Consider the following 23017-nt stretch of genomic DNA (forward strand, 5'->3'; position numbering starts at 1 on the left):
ATTTATAATTTAAAAAAATGATTATTAGTTATTTACAATAATAATAAATATTTTTTATCATTAGATATTATTTAAAGTTGTTTTTGATGAACATCTATTGATTTGCACTTTTGCTTCGTAATCAATTAAATTATCTAATATGGATTATCAAACTACAGTCACTTTAAAAGATGACTCAAAAAACAAAAAGAACAATAAAGAAGAAAAGGGCTTTGATTTAAAACCAACGCCGGCATTCATCGGAGCTTCATGGACAGCTTTATTAATTGGTATTTCAGCATTTTGTATTGGCCTCTGGAACGCAGATATGCAATTGAACGAAAAAGGTTATTATTTTACCATTTTATTGTTTGGATTATTTTCTGTAATCTCTGTTCAAAAAGCAGTGCGAGATAAATTAGAAGGCATTCCTGTCACAGAAACGTACTACGGTATTAGTTGGTTTACAACTATTACTTCAATAATCTTATTAATTATTGGATTATGGAATGCTGATCTGTTTTTAAGTGAAAAGGGGTTTTATGGAATTTCTTTTATACTCAGTATTTATGCAGCCATTGCAGTTCAAAAAAATACACGAGATATTGATTATATCAATAGAAAGAAAAATGACATAAAATAAATAAGTATAAATTATAAAGCCAAGAGTTTAAATAAGCTTTTGGCTTTTTTAAAATTATATTTTATTAATCTTCAAGCAGAGCTTAATACAATACTCTTAAATAAAGCTGGTTTTTTAGTGAAGTCTGCAGGGTCTAAGTTGAGCATTTGACTCACAATCTTATAAAGCTCAGGTAGCTTCTGTTTGAATTCATTTGGAGTTTCAAAGAAATGCTCTACAAGTACTGATAAAAACTCATACTGATTTTTAAATCCATATGAACGTATATAGCCAGAGTTAACAACCTTACGTTGCAATCTCCTATCTCTTAATCTTAATAAGAGTTCGCGATATTTATTAATAAAATACCTTGACGTAAAATTTTTCCTTTTTAAACAATTAAAATGTAACGCATGGGTTAGTTCATGTAAACCAAGATTTAAGTTATCATCTTCTACCTTAAGGCCTTCCATAAAGTCATTCCAAGAAAATACAATTGTTCGATATTTTGGGTTCGTTTCACCCTTATGCTGCATTTTTGTTACCTGAGAGAAATAGTCTTTAGGGTAGATAATGATATTATCAAATTCAGAAAATAAATAGCGTCTCATACCGAAGGTTAACATTATAGCTGTTGAAGCGATTAACAACCTCATTTTTTCCGTAATTACAACGCCTTCTCTTCCAACGAAATTACGCTCCTCTATGAATCTCCTTACCCTATGTTCAAAACGTTTTTTATCAGACAGCGTCAAACGTTTATAGAATGAGCAATAACGCACTAATAGACCACGTTGAAATTCATTAAGCTCACGTTTATTAATGGCTCTCTCGGCAAGATCATTACCCTTAACCCATATGTTTAGCAATTCGAACATAAATTGTATACTATTACAACCACATCTTTAATGGCACTACAATACCTTAAATGTAGTTCATTTTTTTAACAATTATCTATATTAGTACAAAAAATGAGCCATTTTGCACTAAATCAATACAATTTACCCCTAAATTATAGTAGAAATCATAGCAATTTCAAAGCCAAATATAGTAAAAAATTAATACTACGATCTAAATTTCAAGGGTTTCGGTAGTAAATCGAAATATTAAAAAGGTCTACTAATATGAATATCTATTAAAAAATAGAATTCTTAAGTACCATAAATTGATCACTATTGCTTCTTGACAAATTTATTCTTCCAATTCTTCCATCTCGCACCAACAATCAACAGCCACAACATAGTACCCATCTCTCCTATCATGGCCGCTATAGAAAGTACTTGATGTATTATATTTTTATCAATATCGGGTGACACAAAAAAACGTAATACTTCTAATAAATAAAAGAAACAACCAAGCATTAATGCGATACCAAGTATTTTAGGCATAAAATCAGATTTATACACTAAATACCCCAACGGTAATAACCATAATCCCCAAAAAATCTCAGCCAAGCTCAGGCCACTGCCGTATGCTTTTAAAGCTAAAAAAGCTTCCGTTGCCAATTGTTGATCGGTATAAACCGCTAAATGCTCACCTCCATTCGCCAATGGAATTATTTCTGCCAAATGTGTCAAAGCAGAAAATGTAAATGGTATACTGGCGAATACAAAAACCAATAAGCATATTGTAGCAATTTTAGATGTACTATAAAATAGTTTATAGAACCAAATAGCCAAAAAGATATAGGCGGTATAGCATATCACTCCAGATACGACTCCGGCAAACAATAATTCCTTTCCATTTAAGAGGTTAAAAAAAAACTGTTTTTCCATGCCGTTTATTTTCATCCAAGTATTAGAAGCACTGCTCCAATCAATTAATTGTGATGGTATAAGCATAATACTGACTACACCAAAAACGGCAAGTAAAAAATAGAAAAATCCAGCTATATGAGCTGTCTTATTGGTAGATTCCATGGTAATAATTTGTAAGTTAGTGCTAGCTAGACGAATAACTCAAGAAATTGTTACATGAATATCTTAATAACCTTAAAAGATAAGATCAAAATTTTATTAGAGCCGGACACTTTAATAAATTTCTTTTTTAAGAATAAAGTTCTATTAAAATTTTAGTTCTTCCTGCTTGTCCCAAATACCCCAAAAAGCTCCTACATCTCCTTCCGCCCCCACTTTCCAAGATTCATCAAAAGAGGAAAAGTAAAATATATCAATGTTTTCTTCTTTCGACCATTTTTGGGTATTCACAAAGTATTTAATTGCGTTTACTTCAGAAGGATGAGCACCTTCTAGGCTTGTTCCTTGGCTTGGCCATCCTGTTTCTGAAATAATAACTTTCTTACCATTAGCAGCTTTGAGAGCTCTATTATACATGTCTTTCATATATAACAATGAATAATCTTGATCACATCCCTCCCAATAAGGATAGCAATTAGCTAAAATAATATCACATGCTTCGGTAATTCTTCGACGATCACTAAATTCATAATAGGTGTCAACATATCCTACAGGAACATCTTTTATGGCTGCCTTCGCTTGGTATATAAAATCGAGTAATTCATCTTCCGTTAAGTCTCCTCGATACATTACTTCATTCCCAACAGCAGCAATATCTACAAAACCACCATTTGCTAATTCAATAAGATTAGCTACTTCTTGTTTATTCATAGCATCATCATCCCCTAACCAAGCTCCTACTAAAGTTTTAATTTCATATTCTTTAGCTATACGCGGGATTGCCTCATTGCCTTCGGTACAAGAAAAAGAGCGAATCCATTTTGTATAAGGCTGAATAATTTCCATTCTCCGACGAATCTGATCCTCACTAATTTGATCACCTGGGTTTTGTCCTTCCATGTATGGACTAAAACATAATCCGTGCATCTCTTTTTTAAGTGATTTTCTAAAAACACCTCTTAATTCATCTATCGATTTCCCTTCAAAATCAAGAGCAGCTAATGTCAAAAATTTTTCTCCTCTGTACGACATAATCTAATAAATTCTAATTAACAAATATACCAATATTATAACTCTCCTCTTCTTTTTAATAATTCGGTTTTTACGTCATTAGCTCGTTTTTCGGTAACATTATAGTCCTTCATAATAAACATTGCAACCAGAGTTCCTGCCATAGGAAAAAAACAGAAGAAAGCATGTAGTCCATCTACTGCAAATTGCTGGTCTGTAGTTACAAGGTCTGGGTTAAACCCTACTATGGCCATAATAACACCGCTAAGCCCTCCAGCTATAGCGAATCCAACCTTCACCATCCACCAATAAATAGCACCGAAAATCCCCTCACGCCGTTTTCCCGAATTCAATTCATCAATATCTATTACGTCTGCCGTCATAGACATCATTATTGTAAACAAGCTTCCTATCCCGAAAGAAAAAAATGGTAATGCCATGATATACATCCATGGTTTACCTGGAATGAATAAAAACCATAACAGCGCATATCCTAAAACAGATATTCCTTGAGACACTAAAAATGCTTTTCGCTTGCCCATAATTTTGGACATCCATGTTATAGTAGGTATAACTATAAAAGTGGTACCCAATGCACCTAAACACCCAAATAAAGAAACCCAAATACCACTTGCCGCGGCGTCGCCGTTAAAAAGTTTATAGACAATGACAAAAAAAGTAAGTGCTGCAACTGTATTGAAAGCATTAAAAATTAAAAATGTGGCAATGCATAATTTCCTAAATTGACTGATTTTGAATGCTTCGGCAAAACTGGTAAATATGTTTTTTAAGCTATTGCCAATAGTCGCTAAACTTAATGATTCATAATCTTCATTTATAGTTGATTTACTTTTTATAAATATTGCCGGAACCAACGCACAAATAGTACAAGGAATAGCAACCCATATTGCTAATTGCCTGGCAGCCACATCTGCAGACGGAAACCAATCTGGGTCATACATAATTACCCAAAACCAAGGTGCGATAACCCATGCCCATTGGCCAACCCATTGAGCTATGGCCATAATGTTGGTGCGCTCATGAAAATCATCGCTCATTTCGTACCCCATAGCCACATAAGGAACACTAAAAATAGTAAGGCCTAAATAGAAAATAATAGACCATAGAAAAAAATACCAGAAATTAAAGCTCAAAGAATTGTCTTTAAAAAGTTGCCACATGAATATGTAGGCAAGCCCCATCATTATTGCACCAATTAAGATATATTGTCTTCTGCGTCCCCACTTTGATTTGGTATTATCAGAAATGTAACCCATAATGGGATCGGTAATAGCATCAAATATTCTTGGAAAAAAATAAATAAGAGACCACATCCAATCTGGAAAGCCTAAATCTTGCACTAAAACCACCATGAATATACCAAGGATAGCCGGAAACATTTGATTGGCTAACATACCAACACCAAATGCAACCTTTTGACCAAATGGAACTTTTCCCTTAGATACTGAGCCGGTTATTGACATAATTTAGTTTCTGTTAGGTTGAGGCTTGAATTTAGAAACAACTGCCTTAAAAACTTATTTATTATTCTATATTGTTTTAAATTTTTATGAAACTCTAATTTTAATTTCTCTAAATCATTGACACTTCGTTAAAGCTCGATTAAGATTTAATGAACTACCTGCAATTGACAACTCTACTTTGAAAGTTGCTAAACTTAATCCTTAGAACTTTAAATTTTCGTTCTTATCCCAAAGTCCCCAGTAAGCGCCAACATCGCCTTCATCTCCCGTTTTCCAAGATTCATCAAAAGATGAAAAATAAAATATTGGAATATCGTTTGCCTTTGTCCATCTAACGGCATCAATAAAATACTTCATTGCGGCATCTTCACCAGCAATTGCCCCATTGAGACCTCCTCCTTCACTTGGCCAACCTGTTTCAGTTATAATAATTGGCTTGCCTTGGGCAGCATCTACAACAGAACCATACATAGATTGCATATGACCTAAGGCGTACTCTATTGGGCACCCTTCCCAGTAAGGGTATAAATTTGCAAGTATAACATCTGTACTTTCAACTAAGATAGGATGTCTTGAAAATTCATAATAAGCATCTACATATCCAACCGGAATATCTAATCCTGCCAAAGCTTCTTTAACCCTATTAATATATCCTACTAATTCTTCTAATGTTAGATCGTTTCTATATAAGACTTCATTACCAACAGCTGCAACATCTACATTACCTGCTTTTGCAAGTTCTATGAGCCCTTCTATTTCTCTTTCATTATCTTCTTTGTTATTACCAAGCCAAGCTCCCACCAACGTTTTAAGTCCATGTTTTTTTGCCATCATTGGCACAAATTCATTTCCTTCAATACACGAAAAAGATCGAATTGCACTTACGTAAGGTTTTAATATTTTTACTCGTTGTTCAACTTGTTCTATGCTTATATCATCACCTGGCGATTGCCCATCTCTATACATACTAAAGCATATACCATGAAAACCTTCTTGTAGCGTTTTATGCCATAAAGCTTTTAACTCTTCTATTGAATAATCTGAAAGGTTTATACCTTGAATTGGTACATTTGCATACCCTCTTGATTTATAATATGACTCTACTCTGTAAGACATTTATTTCTAGTTTTTATTTATCTTAATAATAAGGCTCTAAATTGAATTTAGAACACACCTCTACAGTTCTTCTTTGTATAAATTTTAAGTCGATCAACTTCTTTGGCTCCAAAAGGTATTTCTTCTAGTTTTAGTCCCGGATAATCATCAGCTTCTTTCCATTTTACAATTGTATTGCTAAAAAATGACGAAGCCGCAGCATCTGTTTCATAAATAATTAAATCATAAGCTTCGCCTTTATCTCCCCCAAAACGTGTTACAACTTGCCATTCACCATCTCTTTTATATGAAGTATTGGTGTGATCTGATTGTGGGTAATATCTGTCGTCTGTTGGTCTAATAACTACCCAAATATCCTTTTCATGAGCTTCAGGATACACACCCATGGTTAAAATTCTACAATCAACCGAATCTTTATCTATTGGTGATACAACTTTTACAGCGCTTATGGGCCCATCTATCTTTAACTTATTCCCTATAGACACTTGTTCCATCTGGCTGTTATAATTCACCAAACCTGAAGAGTAACTACCATATATTATCATTAAAACACCTAAGACCCCCATCGGTACTCCAAGTTTTGCACTAACGTTTTTCTTGTCTGAACTACTTTTCATAATGCTTAGTACGGCAATTATTGTAAGCAAAACTCCAATTAACAGAATTATTATTTTTGTTGACATATCGTTATTTTTTTAATTATATCATTTCTCATTAACAATTTAACATGGCTATAAAACACCTCGTCTTTCTTCTAATTGAGCCTTAATTTCTTTTGCCCTATCTTCTGATAAACTATATTTCCACATAACCCAAATAGCTAAAGCAGCAGTAACTACTGGAAAAACAATATCAGCTATTCGAAGATTTAATAAAGTTTCTTCAGATTGAGTAGCTAGACTACCATCAAATCCTATAACTTGTAGTACGATACCTCCAAATACTAAAGCCAAGCCTTGTCCTAATTTTACAACCCACCAATATAAAGCACCAAATGTCCCTTCTTTTCTAGGCATTCCATTTACTAATTCATCTAAATCACAAACATCAGCGGTCATACTCATCATCAATGTAAATAAACTTCCTAATCCAAAAGACATCAATGGAATCGGGATAAACATTAACCAAGGGTTATCTGGAGTAAACGTCCACCATTTTAGAATATATCCTACAATTGATATTGCAGTTGCAATAATAAAGGCATTCTTTTTTCCCCATTTTGATGCCATAGCTGAGACAATAGGAATCACCACAATAGCAGAAATTAATGCACTTATTGAACTAAACCAAGCTGGCCATGTTCCTGTTGCTCCATAATTACCATTAAATAAGTAAAACACTATGATAAAGAAACTAAATGATGCTACGATTTGAAATCCGTTAAACACCAAAAATGTTGCTCCGCATAATTTCATAAAAGGTTTATTTTTTATAGCTTCTCCAATACTTGATATTAAATCTTTTAAGTTACTAAATATGGTCTTAAGGGTAAGCTTTTTTCTATCCCCCATATAAGACGCATCAATTCCTCGACAAAATATAGCAGGTAGTATTCCCAAAAGCAAACAACCCAATCCAACATATAGTGCCAATGTTCTTATCCCAACTGCTTGACTTTCGAAAAGGCTTTCATTAGGTATCATTGGCCAAAACCATGGTACAATCACCCAGGCAACTAAACCAACCGTTTGGGAGAATGCCATTAACTTGGTACGTTCATTATAATCTGTAGTCATTTCAAAACCTAGTCCAACCAATGGTGTTGCAAACATGGTATTACCAATTAAAAAAACTAAAGACATTATTAAAAAATACCAAAAGTTAAAAGTGGCAGAATTGTTCTCATCCATTTGCCAAAGCAAAACGAAAAATATTGCACTTAAAATAGCACCAATAAAAATGTAAGGTCTTCTTCGCCCATATTTAGAACTAGTATTATCCGATATAAAGCCCATAACAGGATCAGTAATGGCATCAAAAATCCGAGGTAGTCCTCCTAAAATTCCAGCCTGAACAGGATCCATTCCAAAGACTGTTAATAAGAAAAACATAAAAACACCTAATGCACCAGGTAATAAGTTTAAGACCAAGTGACCAGCACCAAATGCAGCTTTTTGACCTAAAGGCACTCTATCTTTCGCGGCTGTAACATTTTTAGACATAATTTTAAGTTTTTAGTTATTAATTATTAAGGTTTGAATTGCCTGTGGGCTTATAGAAACCTTTTTATTATTCCCTAATAATTCAAGAGAAAAGTATTTGGTATTTTTCGTTTGGTTAAATACTACTACAGCGATTGAGCCATCAGGATTCTTAGCTGCAGCTATCATTAATTCTTTATCTGAATTTTCAACATCGAAAACTTTAGCGCCCGGTCTAATGTATTTACTAAAATGTGTCATAGTATAATACAGAGGTGTAAAGTAAACTTCATCTTTCTCTGGGTCAACAATCACGGGAGCAACACACCAATTTTTAAACCAGTTAGGCCCTCCTTTTGTGTCGAGTACCATATTCCAATCTACCCAACCATCAACCCAATTATTTAAACAACCTATAATATCTCTGGCATAGCGATACACAGGGGTATATTTTGGATGCATATGTTTATCTTCTTCTGGTGCCCAATCCCAACCCCAATCTGTAGCTTCTTTTCTCCAATACCATGCATCGTCTTTCCAAACGGGAACTTGTGCATCTACACATGCCTCAGATTGAATTAAAAGTTTATTTGGTGCTTTATTATGAGCATATTGCAATTCTTCAGGAAAATAATCGAATGTACTTGCGTACCAATGTATCGCAGTACCATCAAAATACTTGGATGTTTCTTCATTTTTAAATTGAGAATCTATCCATTCTTTTAAGTGCTCTCTGTTTTGATCATAACCTAAAATCTTTAAATCACCTTTACCTTCTGCTTCTAGTTTTGGGCCCAGATAATTCTGAACAAAATTGGTCATTTCATCTGGTGTATAATGCATGCTTTCCCAATTGTTTCCATTACCTAGAGGTTCATTTTCAACAGTAAAACCCCATATATCTATTCCTTCTGCTTTATACGCATCAACATACTTTGAGAAAAACAAAGCCCATGTATCATAATATTCTGGTAATAATTTACCACCAACCCATTTATTATTGTCTTTCATCCAGGGCGCAGCTGTCCATGGAGAACCAAAAATTTTAAAACCGTCTGAAGAAGCTGCGATAGCATCTTTAATAAATGGAATTAAATCTTCTCTATCTTCTTCAATAGTAAAATGTTCAAGATTTTTATCTCCTTCAACCGGCGCATACGAATAATTATCTAAAGAAAAATCACATGAATTCATGTGCGTTCTTGTTAAGGAATAGTTAGCACCATCTTTACTAAAATAGGCATCAATAATTTTTTTACGATTTTCATCACTTAGTTTATTTAATAAATAAGCTGAAGATTCTGTAAATGCACCACCAAAACCCGTAATAGTCTGCAATTCTCTTTCAGGAAATAGTTTAATTTGAGCTAAATTTTCTGATGTATCGAACTCAGTTAATTGAGCTAACTTATTACCTGAGGCTGAAGTTTCATAAACCTCAACAGCTAATGATTTTTCTTCCTTATTACAACTTATCATAGTTAGGATGGCAATGATTGATATTGTATTTCTTAGAGTTTTCATATTGGTTAGTTCACCATTATCTACTTTTTATTAGCATGCCATTCTTCCGCTGTAGGAGGAACCTCAACATCTTTCATTAATGCTTCTTTATCTCCATCATAGGTCTTGGTGATAGGATTTCCATTTCTAGTTAATCCTTTAAATGTTTCTTTATCTACTTCATCCCAAAGCGCATATTTTGCTTTCCCATCTACAGTGAATAATCCAAAATGTTTTTCAGAATTCCCAGAATTGTCTCCTCCTTTCCAAGGTTCATCAAATCCTTCAAAATAAAAGCAAGACATTTTTGCCTCGTTAGTCCAATCTCTCATATGCTTATAATAAAGTGCTTCTTTATACTCATCACAGGCTTTAGATCCAGTGGTACCATAATGCCCTGAAGAAAAACTTGCCCAACCTGTTTCACCTATATGAATGGGTTTATCTACACCTAAGCTCTCCATATATTTTTTAACATCTTCATACTGGTTGATAGCATATTTCTTAGCTCTTAGCATAGAAATTTCAATTTTTTCCATATCGGTTTTACCTTCAAGATCTTCTTGATCTAGCCAAAATTCTGGTTGATAATGCGTGTCATGCATTGGATATGTATGAACAGAAAGAAAGTCTACCGCCTTTATCAATTTGTTTAAATCTTCAACATGGTATTCTTTTCCACCGCCTCCCCAAGAAGCAAAATTATCTGAACTTGTTATCCATAAATCTTTAGAAAGCTTTCCTTCTTTCTTTAGGTCTTGAAGATAATTTACCCACTTTAAGATTATCCATGGCTCAACATAGTAACTTGTTGCCCATTTAACCATAGCTTCGTTACCAACTGCTAAAACCTTAACTATATCTGGATATTGGTTAGCTAAAGCAACTGCCTTTTCTACCTGAGGAACATTGGCTTCACTTTCTGTATTATGATCTTTTTCTAAATCGGTAAACGCATTTTTACAATCTATCCAAATACCTAACATTACATACATTTCAAAGCTTGGGTCTTCCTTTTTTAGTTCTGTAATAACTTTTAAAATATTCTCTGCTTGAGGGAAATGAACCTTATACGTGCGAATCATCTTTACGCCCATTGCGTTAAGAATTTTCATATCTTCTTTTAGCTCTTCTAAGGTTGGCTCGATACTATGATCTTGATACCTATACCCTCCATAAGACATTGCCAAATAATCTGGATTACCTAAAATATCCTTTGCTGTCAATTCATTTTTGGTTTGTGGTTCTTTTTCCTTCACTTTAGTAGCGTCTTTACATGACCAAATGCACAAAGAAATCACTACTACAATCAAAATACTTTTATTCAATTTCATCATTTAGTCTTATTTTATTAGTAAGTTTTTAGTTTTAAATACAGGCGGCCATATCAAATCTTACGTCAGGTAGATCTACCTCATGTAATAATTCTTCTTTATTACCGCCATAAGTTTTTATTATAGGATTTCCATCCCTTGTTAGTCTTTTAAAAGTTCCTTTATCTACTAAATTCCAAAGAGCATATTTTGCTTTTCCATCAACAGTAAATAAACCAAAATGATTTTCGGAACCTTTTTGGTTATGTGCATCTTTCCATGGTTCGTTAAAAGCTTCAAAATAAAAGCATGAAATTCCAGCTTCATTAGTCCAATTTCTCATATATCTATAATACAATGCTTCTTTATACTCATCTGTTGCTTTCGATCCATTTGAGCCATAATGTCCATTAGAAACTGTAGCCCAGCCTGTTTCACCAATATGTACAGGTTTGTTCGGAGCTATACTATTTACGTAGTTTAGCACATTAGCATATTGCTTTTTAGAAAACACTAAAGCACATTTCATAGCTCCTTTCACTTTTTCTTCTTTAGATCGCTCTTGAGCTTCTTCATTAATTCCCCAAAACTTCGGATTATAGTGCGTATTATGATAAGGATAGACATGCATAGAAACATAATCTACAGCTTTAATCAACTCTTCTAAATCTTTAATCTGGTAACTCTCATCGCCACCTCCCCAAGATGCATAGTCATCTGAACTGGTGATCCATAAATCTTTAGGTAACTTATCTTCTGCCTTAAGATTTTGAAGGTAGTTAACCCATTTTAAAATAACTTTTGGTCGCACGTAATAACTAGTCGCCCATCGAACCATTGCTTCATTACCAACGGCTAATATTTTTACAATATCTGGGTACTCATTTGCCAAGTTAACGGCGCGTTGAATTTCACTTGCGTTCTTTTCACTCTCTACAGTATGATCGGGTTCTAAATCGGTCCAAGCATTCTTACAATCTATCCATGCTCCAAGCATTACGTACATTACAAAGTTTTTATCTTTTGCTTTTAGCTGCCTAATCGCTTCAAGTAAATTTGAGGCCTGTGCTAATTGAACATTATAAGTTCTCAAAACTTTAATATTCATAGCTTGAAGTATTTTTAAATCTTCCTTAATCTGTTCTAACGTTGGCTGTATCTTTCTTGATATCTTGCGGTATCCTCCATAAGATATTGCTTGATATTCTGGATTGCCTAAAATGTCTTTAGCGGTAATATTATTGTTATTTTGGCTTTGCATTAATTCTTCCTGTTTTGATTTTTGATTATAAGACAACACAAGCACCGTGCATAAAATTGCAATTACTATGTTTAGTCTTATTTTCATCTTTTTATTTTAGGATACTTTTTTCAATATTTACTTTTATACTTTCAATTTCACCAGTTCTTTCAAATAGTTTTTTACTCGTTGTTTCATCTAAACTTAAACCACTAATTGTATTTACAGAACCATCATTTAGAGCTACCTCTAAACTATTTTCACTCCCCATACCGTAGGTTATAGGAACTTGACAATACATAAATGCCAGCTCGTGCCTATAAAGTTGTACTTGCTTAAGTTCTTGCTTTAGATTAACATATTTAAATACCTTAGGTTCTTTTAAAAATTCATCTTCTCTAAGTAGACATGGGTTGAATTGAACTTTTCCGTTTTTAACTGACACTCCCAATTCACCAATACGTGATAAAATATCTTCTTTAACCTGACCCGTCATTCCTGGTTGTTGCGCACCTTTAGTGTAAGGTGTATGAGAATATGGATCTGTTGGAAACGCACCGTATAACAATGGAGATTTATGAACACCAATACCCTCGTTAACTTCATAGAAGTGCTCTAGTAAACGACCAACAGTTTCTTCACTTTCATTCGTTTCAATAGCTTGCAGGGTACATTCTTCTACAGCTAGAAGTAACTTAGAAACCATGTGCCAATAAATTGAACCTAGCCCTTCATAACCATAAAAGGTACCCGATCTTCCTGTAAAAGCTTTGTGGTTAAAAACATCTTCAAATAAATCGAAAATATCTTTTTCACTTTCAGACTTTAGCTCATCGTACTTTGTTGGCAGTTCCGATAAAGCTCCTTTTAAGCTATCACTGTTATTAAAATTCCCATTAAAGTGATAATTACCTTTTATATCTTTCTCTATAATTTGTGAATTATCTTCTTTAATAAGCGCTACCAATAAGTTATTATTTTCAACTCGTGATTTTGGAATATTGTTTTTATCTACAAATAATGGTAATTCTTTGTTTGGATATAACAAATAGCTGTATTGATCTGGTCTAAATAGTGCACTATTTTTCATGCTGTCTAACAATAATATGCTTTCACTAGCTGAAAGATAACCAGAACTTAAAACAGCAACTTGACCTTCTAGCATTTCATCTAAATAACTAATAGAAACTTCCGTGTCACTTTTAACTGTCATTAAATTATAAGCGTGATACATACTATCTTCTCTCTTATTAGCTTCAATAGAATGTTCTAAATAGTCTAAAGTGATAGTTACAAACTCATTTAAATCACACAGCTTAATTGCTTCTTTTCTTCCAGTGAAGTCATTACCATATATATTATTTCTGTAGTTACTCCCTGCTATACCTAAACCATCTAATATCTTTTTCCTATCTCTATCATTAATACTTCCACTTAATACACTTTCATTCGCTTTTAGTGTATGGTGTATCGCATTAAAGAATTCTAAAAGTTCATTAGAAATCTCTATGCTGTCCGCTTCAGCTTGAGCTAAGACTTCTTTAAAGAAGTTCAAAAAACGTCTTAAATAACAAAGGGTAACCATTGATACACCATTACCAACTAACGCGTTATTTGCATCATTCCATTCTGGTCTTTGAGTGTTCAACCAAATACCGCCTTCAGGAATAAAGTTTGATAGTTTAGCCAACACTGTAGCTAAAATCTTTTCAACAAAATTTACTTTATGTATAAAGTAATTTGAATCTCTAATCAATGCACCATCGGCACCAAATTCATCACGCTTTTTACGAATTTTAAGGTCTAAATCATAATCAAAAACAATCGTATCCTTGGGATCTTTTAAAATGTCTTCATATGATTTAATCTTATAAGGAACATTAGCATAGACGAAAAGATCTTTATTAAAATATTCGATCAGTTTGTTTGGATAGTGATTTTGAATAATCTCTAAGAACTTTAATAAATAAATAATTTGATGATCGCCCCAATATCCAATGTAAGACCAAGGGTCGTGCTCTTCTATAACTTCCCAGTCAAAACCATCTTTGGTTACACGGTAAGGATTATAGCCATCAAACGTAGTAGCATTTAAGAACTTAAATATCATCGCCTCTATAAACTCAGGATAAGAATAGGCTAATGCTTCCCAATTCTGAAAGATATCGCGCCAATTCCCTTCATAATCAAGTATTTTAGAGCCATTAACCTCATCACGGGTGTTAATAGTAAACTTATTCCAAGGACGACTAGGGTCGCCATGGCGACGACTAAATTTTAGTGGCATGTATTCTAAGGCCAGCCTTCTAAAGTTTTTGTCATTACTATTATATGCCAATTTTCTTAGGTTTTGTAAAGTAAAAACCTCAGGCAATTCAGATAACAACGATTCATTATTACGATGTACTTTTACATTCGCCTTAGAAATGTATTTAACAAAGTCCCATTTTTCAATATTGTAATTATTATCAAATATTCCGCCACGCATAATGTTGAATAGCGTATTTGAATAGTGACGTGCGTTACTTCGTTTATCTGCAGTTAACTGAAAACCATCTGAAGCAGCAATAAGATCAACAAGCTTATTTGTACCAAGTTCTATGTCTTTATTAATTTCTTCTATTAAACCTGGATTTGATCTGATATTTTCGGACGTTTCAATGATAGCAGCTGGACCTTGATTTACATTGGCAACCAACATCCATTGCTTGGTTGCTTCAGATTCTAATGTTAATTCTGTAGTTATAAGATAAGCTCCCTTCTCTGCTTTGATATCTGTTTCTTGCGTTACTTTTCTTCCTTGTCTAAAAGCATTTAGTTGTAAGGAAGACAATAAATATTTAGGGTTATCTAATCCTAAAGACCAAACTGAATTTGCTTTTAAGGCCTCACTCGGCTCGGCTCTATCAACAATAATAGCACTTAAAGCAAAAATACCCAACCCCACATCTGCTTTCAGTTCGCTTCTTTTATAGGCATCAACAAGATTACTTCTAATTCCTTGCGTGTCGGCTGTTACACCATATGGCATAATATTCTGTATGCCATCTAACAACTTAACACCAACTGGTTCATGGTTGTTATTAATAAGATAACTTCTTCTTATAAAGCCAAATTTATCGCTCGAGCTCCATTCATATCTAAAAGTAAGCCCATAATCTTCGTTAATTTCTTCAAATAGAATCTTGTTTCCGTAGGCACTTTTATACAAATTTCTGGAATATTTATAGCTTCCTGAAAATCGCTCTGAAAAGGGCTCCCAAATTTTCCATTGATCTCCAACGAATATTTGAATGATAGTTTTACTCCCAGTAGTATCATAAGATTCTGTGATTTTATCATCTGTATAATATGGAAATAGCGCGTTGTCCGAATCTTTTCTACCTGCTGACAATCCTCCATTACTTGAAATGAACATCCAGTGATCTGAGTCACTCACAATACTCATAAAGAAGGGTCTCATATTATCTACATTTGATATGCTATAAAAAGTTTCATTATTTATAACAATCTGCTTAAGCTTTACTTTTTTTTCTATGTTAGTATCAGTATGTTGCATTGATATACTTTCGTTGATCATTATTAATTAATTTCTATCCCCCTATTAGTAATTGTTCAACTTCCTCTAGTGTTTTACCCTTAGTTTCTACAACATATTTATACACGAATAAAACTGCCAATAAAGAAAGTGCTGCATAAATTGCAAAAGTTAGCGTTGGACCCAAATTAGATAACTCCCAAGGAAAAACCTGAGTTACAGAAAAACTCACTAATGAATTAAAAAAACCAACAACGGAAATTGCAATCCCTTTAATTTTACTCGGAAAAACTTCTGAGATCAATGTCCACATTACTGGACCTAAAGAAATAGCAAAGGCAGCGACATAAATTAAAATGGCTGCTAATACTATTGTTGCATTAATATTTATAAAATTAGTAATTTGATTACGTTTAAAATTTAAGAATTGTTCGTTGTTAAGTTTCGTTTTTAAAACTGAAAATAATTCACCCTGCCTATTAAAAGATTTGTTTTTAAATTCGATTAAAGTTTTTTGGATAGACACGTCGTCAACTTTTCTCAAAGCTTCTTCATTAAATTGATAAGTCGCATTATTAAAAGCTAGCGTAGCCATTAATAAAGCTATAGTCATAAAACTTGTGCCTATTAATAATAAAGGCTTTCTTCCTAATTTATCAATAAGCCATATGGCCACTATAGTAAAAACCAAATTTGTTAAACCAACAACAATTGCTTGCAAAAAGGATGAATCAGTACTGCCCCCTGCCTGTTCAAAAATAGTAGGTGCGTAATAGAATATAGCGTTGATTCCTGTAATTTGCTGAAAAAAAGCCATCCCTAATGCAATTATCATGATGGTAGCATATTTGTTATTAAAAAGATTAGATAACTTACCTTTTTCTTCCTTTCTTTCAACGCCTCTTTGAATTTCTGCTAATGTAGTCTTTGCATAATCTTCACCTCCTATTTTTTGTAGAATATTCCTAGCAGATTCAAAACTGTTAAATTTTTGAACCAACCATCTTGGGCTTTTAGGAACCGTAAATAATGATACAAGATAAATTAATGCGGGAATTGCTTCTACACCCAGCATCCATCTCCAACTTTCATCACTATAGTTTACCAAGAAATAATTAGAAAAATAAGCAACTGAAATACCTATAACAATATTTAACTGATTAAAAGAAACTAAACTACCTCTAAGTTTTGGAGGCGCAATTTCCGCAATATAAATAGGCGCAATTAATATGGCACCACCAATTCCAACTCCACCAATAATTCTGGCAATAACAAATTCAGTATATCCGGTAGCTAAAGCAGACCAGGTTGCTGAAACAGCGAATAATGCGGCAACAATAATTAAAAATTTTTTTCTACCGAATCTATCAGCCATAAGGCCAGCCAACAAATTGCCTGCCATTGCACCAAAAATGACACATCCCACAGCAAAACCAAGCATGGCATCAGTCATTTCAAAATATGTAGTTATTCCTTTAACAGCACCAGAAATAACCGCACTATCAAAACCAAGCAAAAAACCGCCTAACGCCACAATCAAACTAATAAGAACTGTGTACGACTTATTCAATTTTATATCTACTTTTTGATTTTGCATCATAAGGAAAGTCTAATTGATTTTTAAGACTTGTGGTTTGAAAAGGCCGAGGTTAAAATACTCGGCCTTTTCAGACTACTGCTAAATAATTCAAATACAATTATTAATTAAGTTGAAAGCTTATTCAAGTCTTAGATCATCAAAATAAAATATTTGTTCTGCAGCTGTTACTTCACCGTCTGAACCATCAGGATTGTCTGGTTTTATGACCAACTGATTATATGTTGTAGGTGTTGCGGGTAAATTTGTGAATGTAAATTCTAATTCTACCCATTCATTCGCACCTCCAGATACTTGTCTAAATTGTGGAGCAGGATTACCTGTTACAGGATCAGTTTGCGGATCTAAAGCCAACTCGAATCTATACGTAACGTCTGCCATGTTAGAATATACCTTAACCTTAAATACTTTAGTTGTTATATCTATTGTTCCTGCCGGGAATGAATTTTGTATACCGCCCCAACGATTAATACCGCTAGCTCTTACAACTTTTAATACATTATCTGAAGTATTAATTCCTGATTTAGATGGGTTAGCATCTAAACTTGGCACAACACCGCCATCACCAATACTTGAAAATGATGATATAAATGTTTGGCAACCTTCAAAATCTAATGGAAGTTCTGTAGCTGCAATTGGAGTATCAGAACAACCACCACTGGTTCCACCACCTCCACCACCAGAGCCACTACCTGCCTCAGTAATATCATCTATATAAAGTGAACCTGTATTTGGTTTAGTGCCTGTTTGATCTCCAACATCAGGGCGAATCAAAATTCTGTTAACTCCAGCCGGAATATTTGCCAATGTAAAAGTTAATTCTACCCATTCATTAGCAGTAGTAATTGTTTGAACATCTCCAACGGGAGCATTTGTTCCGTCAACTTCTACTTGAAATAGTACATTAGTTGGCGCTACTGTAGAATAGAATTTTGCTTTGTAAACGGTGTTTGTTTGATCTAAACCACTATCAAAAACAAATCCTATACCGCCCCACCATTGGTTGCCATTACTATATGATGCCTCATATACGTTCGCACTGGTATTAATACCTCCTGAAACCGGATTACTAATTAGTGCTCCTGAGGTCTCAAATTCAGAAGCTGTTACTCCTGTCAGACTATTTTCAAAATCTAAAAGTGCAGCACTATTATTAGCAGTTACGTTTACAGTTCTTGTAACCTGAGTTGCTGCATTTCCTGCTGCATCACTCACGTTATAAGTAATAACATATGTACCCTCGGTATTTGTATCAACGCTATCACCACCTACAACAATACTTCCAGAAATATCGCCATCAACATCATCTGATGCCATAGCTCCAGGGTCAGTAAAACTACCTCCAACTGTAAGGTTAACAACAGCATCTCCGTTTAATGTGATTACAGGCGCAACAGTATCTCCTCCACCAGAACCGCTATCACCTTCTACAATGTCATCTATAAAAAGAGAACCCGTATTCGGTTTAGTACCTGTTTGATCTCCAACATCAGGGCGAATCAAAATTCTGTTAACCCCAGCAGGAATATTTGCTAACGTAAAAGTTAATTCTACCCATTCGTTAGCTGTAGTAATTGTTTGAACATCTCCAACAGGAGCATTTGTTCCATCAACTTCTACTTGAAATAATACGTTAGTTGGTGCTACTGTAGAATAGAATTTTGCTTTGTAAACAGTGGTTGCTTCATCTAAACCATCAGCAATTACAAATCCTATACCACCCCACCATTGGTTTCCATTGTTGTAGGATGCTTCATACACGTTTGCACTCGTATTTATTCCTGAAGAAGAAGGGTTCGCAACTAATGCACCTCCAGTCTCAAATTCTGAAGTTGTAACTCCCGTGAGGTTATTTTCAAAATTTAAAATTGTACCATCATTTGTAGAGCCGCCTCCAGAACCAACTCCTTCGTTTAATGTAAGATCATCAAAATAATATGTTCCTCCTGCGGTAATTGGGCTATCAGATTCATCATTATCGGGCTTAATAACTAGTTGGTTATATGCCGTTGGTGCTGCCGGAAGATTCGTAAATGTAAATTCTACTTCTGTCCATTCATCTGCATTCGGTACTGTTACAAATACCGGAGCTGGGTTTCCAATACTTCCATCGTTTGGATTTGCCAATAGTTCAAATCTAAAAACAGCATTTGCTTTAGTTGAATAAATTTTTAATTTAAAAACATCCGTAGTTGTTAAGTCAAAACCGCTTTCAAAAGTATTTTGAATTCCTGCAAAGAAATCAGAATCTGTTGGTTTATCAACTTTAAGCACAAAATCAGAGGTATTAATACCTTCTTTTGATGGATTAGGTGCTAATTCAGAAGTAATTCCGGCACCAAAGTTATCAGAAGAAGGGAATGTAGCACATCCTTCAAAATCTAATGGTAGTGATGTTGCTGCTACAGGAGTATCATTACATCCACTTGTAGGCTCAGGTGTCTCAACCTGCTCTACATCATCAAAGTAAAAAGTTCCTGCGGTAGTACCAGGGCCATCAACGAATAATGTTATTCTTGAGTAACTCGCGTCAGAATCAAAATCAAATCTAATTAATTCCCAACCTGATCCTCCATGACTTGCTATTGTTTCAACATCTGCGCCTGTTCCATTTTCAAGCTTCATTAAAACATCAATTGGTGTATCAGACCAAAAATTCATTTGCACAGACTTTAGTGCTGTTTGTGAAGATTTCACCAGTGACAAATCAAGAGGCATTCCTAAATCAAAGAAAATACCTTCAAAAGCAGCTCCGCCATTAGTAATTGACCCAACTTTACCAGTACTTGTATTCGTTCCTGAAGCATCAGGATTATCTACAATTGCAAATGAAGCACCGTTAAAAGTTGTAATATCATATCTTACATTAGGGTCATCAAAATTAATAGGGAAATTAATTGGTAACGGAATATTAATTACAATGTTATCTTCAAAAGTACCAGATGCACCTGCTGTATTTTTTGCTGTTAAAACAACAGTATAATTACCCGTAGGATACACCTTAGTTGGATTAATTTCAGTTGATGATGTGCCATCTCCAAAATCCCAGCTATAACTATCTGCATTTTCAGATAAGTTTGTAAAAGTCACTACACCTCTATCTGCGTCTATGGCATGCACAAAATTTGTTTCAATCTCTGGTAGCGTGGCATCATCATCTTCTTCACATCCAAAAAATGACATTGCAACGACTAGAAGCCATATTATCTTAGTTTTTTTGATCAATTGTTTCATGATTATTTTTATTAGTTAAATTAAGCTTGTTTATTTTATTGATATACACGTACATAGTCCACAATCATACTTTGTGGAAAAACAGTTTCCGCATTAGGAGGCCCATCAAAAACACCCCCAACAGCAAGATTTAATAGCATGTAAAAAGGACTGTTGTTGAATACCCATTCTCCTGTAACATCATCAGGAGTGGCTGTATGATAGAGTTTATCATCAACATAGAAGTTTATTTCATCAGGACTCCATTCAACACCATAAATATGAAACCTGGTATCTACTCGATCATTTTCAAAATCAAAATCTTTAAAAATAGGCTGTCCTCCACTATAACCAGGACCATGAAGAGCGCTACTAACTTGAGTAGGTCTTGCTCCCGCATTTTCCATTATGTCAATTTCACCACATTGAGGCCAACCTACTTGGTCTATATTAGAGCCCAGCAGCCAAAATGCAGGCCACATGCCTTGACCATAAGGTAAACGTATTCGTGCTTCAAAACGACCATATTGTTGATCGAATTTTCCTTTAGTAATTAAACGACCGGAGGTATAATTTGCCCCTTCAAAAGATTCCTGTATGGCAGTAATAATTAAAAAGCCATTTTCTACCCTTACGTTCTCAGAACGATCGGTATAATACTGTAACTCTTGATTACCCCAGCCATCATCATTTGGTCCTCTACCAATATCATACGTCCATAGTGTAGGATCTGGTGCTCCTTCAACATCAAATTCATCTGACATAACCAGGTTTGTAAACGTAGTTACTTCTTGATTCTCATCTGTTTCACAGCCAGTTGTGAAAAACAGCATAATTATTAAGAGAGAAAGAAATAGTAACTCTTTACCTTTTATTTTATTTTTAAAATTGTTCATCTTCTTTTTTTTAAAATTTTATGTTTCGAGCCTATTCTTTATAAAAGTAAATGTTATCTAATATGAAATCTGGGCCTCCAACCAATATAAGAGCGCCTAAATTGCTCTTTTGAGTTGCAAGATCACCTCCCAATGGAATTTCAAAAGAAGTCCATTGACCTACTTGTAAACCATCAACAGTAAACCTAAAATCTTTATCATCTCCGTCAGGGAAACCATTAAAAACATTAGTTTCTAGCTCTCCATTTGCACCAATATCTCTTATTTGAATTTCTACAGCAGTACCTGCCGTTTGCGTAAACACATCTACATGAAGGTGAGTCATTTCTGATCCATCGACCGCATTGTCAAATAAAATACCCGTAAAATTATTATTGGCATAAATCTGTACATTATTTCCATTTAAATTAGCCTCACTAGTTTGCGTTGTTGATCCTCCAAAACCAGGATTGAAGTTGCTATTAGTAACTGAAGTATAAGAATCACTATAAATAGATCTAACATCTTCTGCAGATTGCGATGGCACCGGAGGTTCAGGAAGATCTCCTCCAGAAGTTAATTCTAAAGACCCATTTGCTAAAACATTACCCAAAGTTGCTGTTATTTCTGTGGTACCTTGGTTTAAAACATTAACAATACCGTTCTCATTAACCGTTGCTACACTCGGATTTGTTGAATCAAATGAAAAGTATCCTGGTGTTGTACTTACTGTTACGTTTTCACCACTTACATTAAATGTTTGTGTAAGACCACTAGCAGCTAAATTAATTACACTGCCATTAAATGACTGTTGCACAACGTCTTGTCCATTTAAAATAACCGGCTGTGGTTGCGCTACGGTACCTAATTTTTCAAACTTAACTTCATCAAGCCAAAATATATACCCCCCTTCATCTCCTTCGAAAGATGCTCCTTCTGCAAGCCACAACAACCCAGATTCATTAAAAACCTTTGAAGGGTCGGGTATTGGAATCACATATTTTTTCCAGTTGGTACTAATTGCAAGTCCGTTTAAAGTAACTTGATATTTATTACCATTAGAATCATTAATACCAAAACCAATGGCGTCTAAGCTTGCTCCTTGAGATGCTTTGGCATAAAATGTTAAAGCGTCAAATCCTGAAAGATCTCTATTAGCCGTAGTATTAAAAGCAGCTCCAACAAATCCATTACCAAATGTAGGAACGTCGAAACGCATAGCTGAGGTACCCGAAAACACATCGTCAGAAACTACATTAAATGCTTCAGGATCGGCTCCTGCATCTACGAAAGGAAAATAATTTAATCCTGATGAAAAGCCATCAATAAAAACGTCTCCGTCTTGAGGAAATGTAGCAAAAACTGCTTCATCTGAAAGGTCTCTTTCACAACTTACCAGTGAAATACAAACTATAGCCATTAAGATGCTTATAGAACTGAAATATTTTTTATTCTTCATTTTCATGACG

16 protein-coding genes are annotated in these 23017 nt (G+C 34.3%); 1 reads left to right on the forward strand and 15 read right to left on the reverse strand.

Annotated elements, in window-relative coordinates:
• Positions 1 to 139: 139 nt before the first annotated feature.
• The gene (gene yiaA, locus AC1EUU_RS08500; RefSeq protein ID WP_480200988.1) at positions 140 to 622 is read left to right on the forward strand and encodes an inner membrane protein YiaA; all 483 of its coding nucleotides are present in this window, start codon (positions 140 to 142) and stop codon (positions 620 to 622) included.
• 71 nt (positions 623 to 693) lie between these two features.
• On the opposite strand, the gene AC1EUU_RS08505 is transcribed toward yiaA, so the two are convergent.
• From AC1EUU_RS08505 to AC1EUU_RS08575, 15 genes are all read right to left on the reverse strand, one after another.
• Positions 694 to 1479, reverse strand: a complete 786-nt coding sequence (locus tag AC1EUU_RS08505; protein WP_480200989.1) for a zinc-dependent peptidase — start codon at positions 1477 to 1479, stop codon at positions 694 to 696.
• A 294-nt stretch (positions 1480 to 1773) separates the two neighbouring features.
• Positions 1774 to 2520 carry a DUF4386 domain-containing protein gene (locus tag AC1EUU_RS08510; protein ID WP_480200990.1) on the reverse strand — a complete coding sequence of 249 codons (747 nt, stop codon included), beginning with the start codon at positions 2518 to 2520 and terminating at the stop codon, positions 1774 to 1776.
• Positions 2521 to 2664: 144 nt separating this feature from the next.
• Positions 2665 to 3549, reverse strand: coding sequence for a glycoside hydrolase family 17 protein (locus AC1EUU_RS08515; RefSeq protein ID WP_480200991.1), 885 nt, complete (start codon positions 3547 to 3549; stop codon positions 2665 to 2667).
• 35 nt (positions 3550 to 3584) lie between these two features.
• Positions 3585 to 5012, reverse strand: a complete 1428-nt coding sequence (locus tag AC1EUU_RS08520) for an MFS transporter (protein WP_480200992.1) — start codon at positions 5010 to 5012, stop codon at positions 3585 to 3587.
• A gap of 201 nt (positions 5013 to 5213) precedes the next feature.
• On the reverse strand, positions 5214 to 6128 hold the full coding sequence (locus AC1EUU_RS08525; protein ID WP_480200993.1) for a glycoside hydrolase family 17 protein: 915 nt from the start codon (positions 6126 to 6128) through the stop codon (positions 5214 to 5216).
• A 47-nt stretch (positions 6129 to 6175) separates the two neighbouring features.
• Positions 6176 to 6811 (reverse strand): hypothetical protein, encoded by a 636-nt coding sequence (locus AC1EUU_RS08530; RefSeq protein ID WP_480200994.1) that lies wholly within the window; start codon positions 6809 to 6811, stop codon positions 6176 to 6178.
• 48 nt (positions 6812 to 6859) lie between these two features.
• Positions 6860 to 8290, reverse strand: a complete 1431-nt coding sequence (locus AC1EUU_RS08535) for an MFS transporter (RefSeq protein WP_480200995.1) — start codon at positions 8288 to 8290, stop codon at positions 6860 to 6862.
• A gap of 12 nt (positions 8291 to 8302) precedes the next feature.
• Positions 8303 to 9793: a glycoside hydrolase family 30 protein gene (locus tag AC1EUU_RS08540; protein WP_480200996.1), complete on the reverse strand. Its 1491-nt coding sequence runs from the start codon at positions 9791 to 9793 to the stop codon at positions 8303 to 8305.
• Between the two features lie 20 nt (positions 9794 to 9813).
• Entirely contained in the window at positions 9814 to 11106 is a 1293-nt protein-coding gene (locus AC1EUU_RS08545) for a glycosyl hydrolase family 17 protein (RefSeq protein ID WP_480201844.1), read from the reverse strand.
• 34 nt (positions 11107 to 11140) lie between these two features.
• Complete coding sequence (locus AC1EUU_RS08550) at positions 11141 to 12433, reverse strand: glycosyl hydrolase family 17 protein (RefSeq protein ID WP_480200997.1); 1293 nt, start codon at positions 12431 to 12433, stop codon at positions 11141 to 11143.
• 4 nt (positions 12434 to 12437) lie between these two features.
• Complete coding sequence (locus AC1EUU_RS08555; RefSeq protein WP_480200998.1) at positions 12438 to 15905, reverse strand: hypothetical protein; 3468 nt, start codon at positions 15903 to 15905, stop codon at positions 12438 to 12440.
• A 13-nt stretch (positions 15906 to 15918) separates the two neighbouring features.
• Entirely contained in the window at positions 15919 to 17463 is a 1545-nt protein-coding gene (locus AC1EUU_RS08560; protein WP_480200999.1) for a sugar porter family MFS transporter, read from the reverse strand.
• 117 nt (positions 17464 to 17580) lie between these two features.
• Positions 17581 to 20694 carry an immunoglobulin-like domain-containing protein gene (locus AC1EUU_RS08565; protein WP_480201000.1) on the reverse strand — a complete coding sequence of 1038 codons (3114 nt, stop codon included), beginning with the start codon at positions 20692 to 20694 and terminating at the stop codon, positions 17581 to 17583.
• Positions 20695 to 20729: 35 nt separating this feature from the next.
• Positions 20730 to 21569: a glycoside hydrolase family 16 protein gene (locus AC1EUU_RS08570; protein ID WP_480201001.1), complete on the reverse strand. Its 840-nt coding sequence runs from the start codon at positions 21567 to 21569 to the stop codon at positions 20730 to 20732.
• Positions 21570 to 21600: 31 nt separating this feature from the next.
• Positions 21601 to 23007 (reverse strand): Ig-like domain-containing protein, encoded by a 1407-nt coding sequence (locus tag AC1EUU_RS08575; RefSeq protein WP_480201002.1) that lies wholly within the window; start codon positions 23005 to 23007, stop codon positions 21601 to 21603.
• Positions 23008 to 23017 lie beyond the last annotated feature (10 nt).

It is taken from the genome of Maritimimonas sp. 2205BS37-2 (assembly GCF_056591755.1).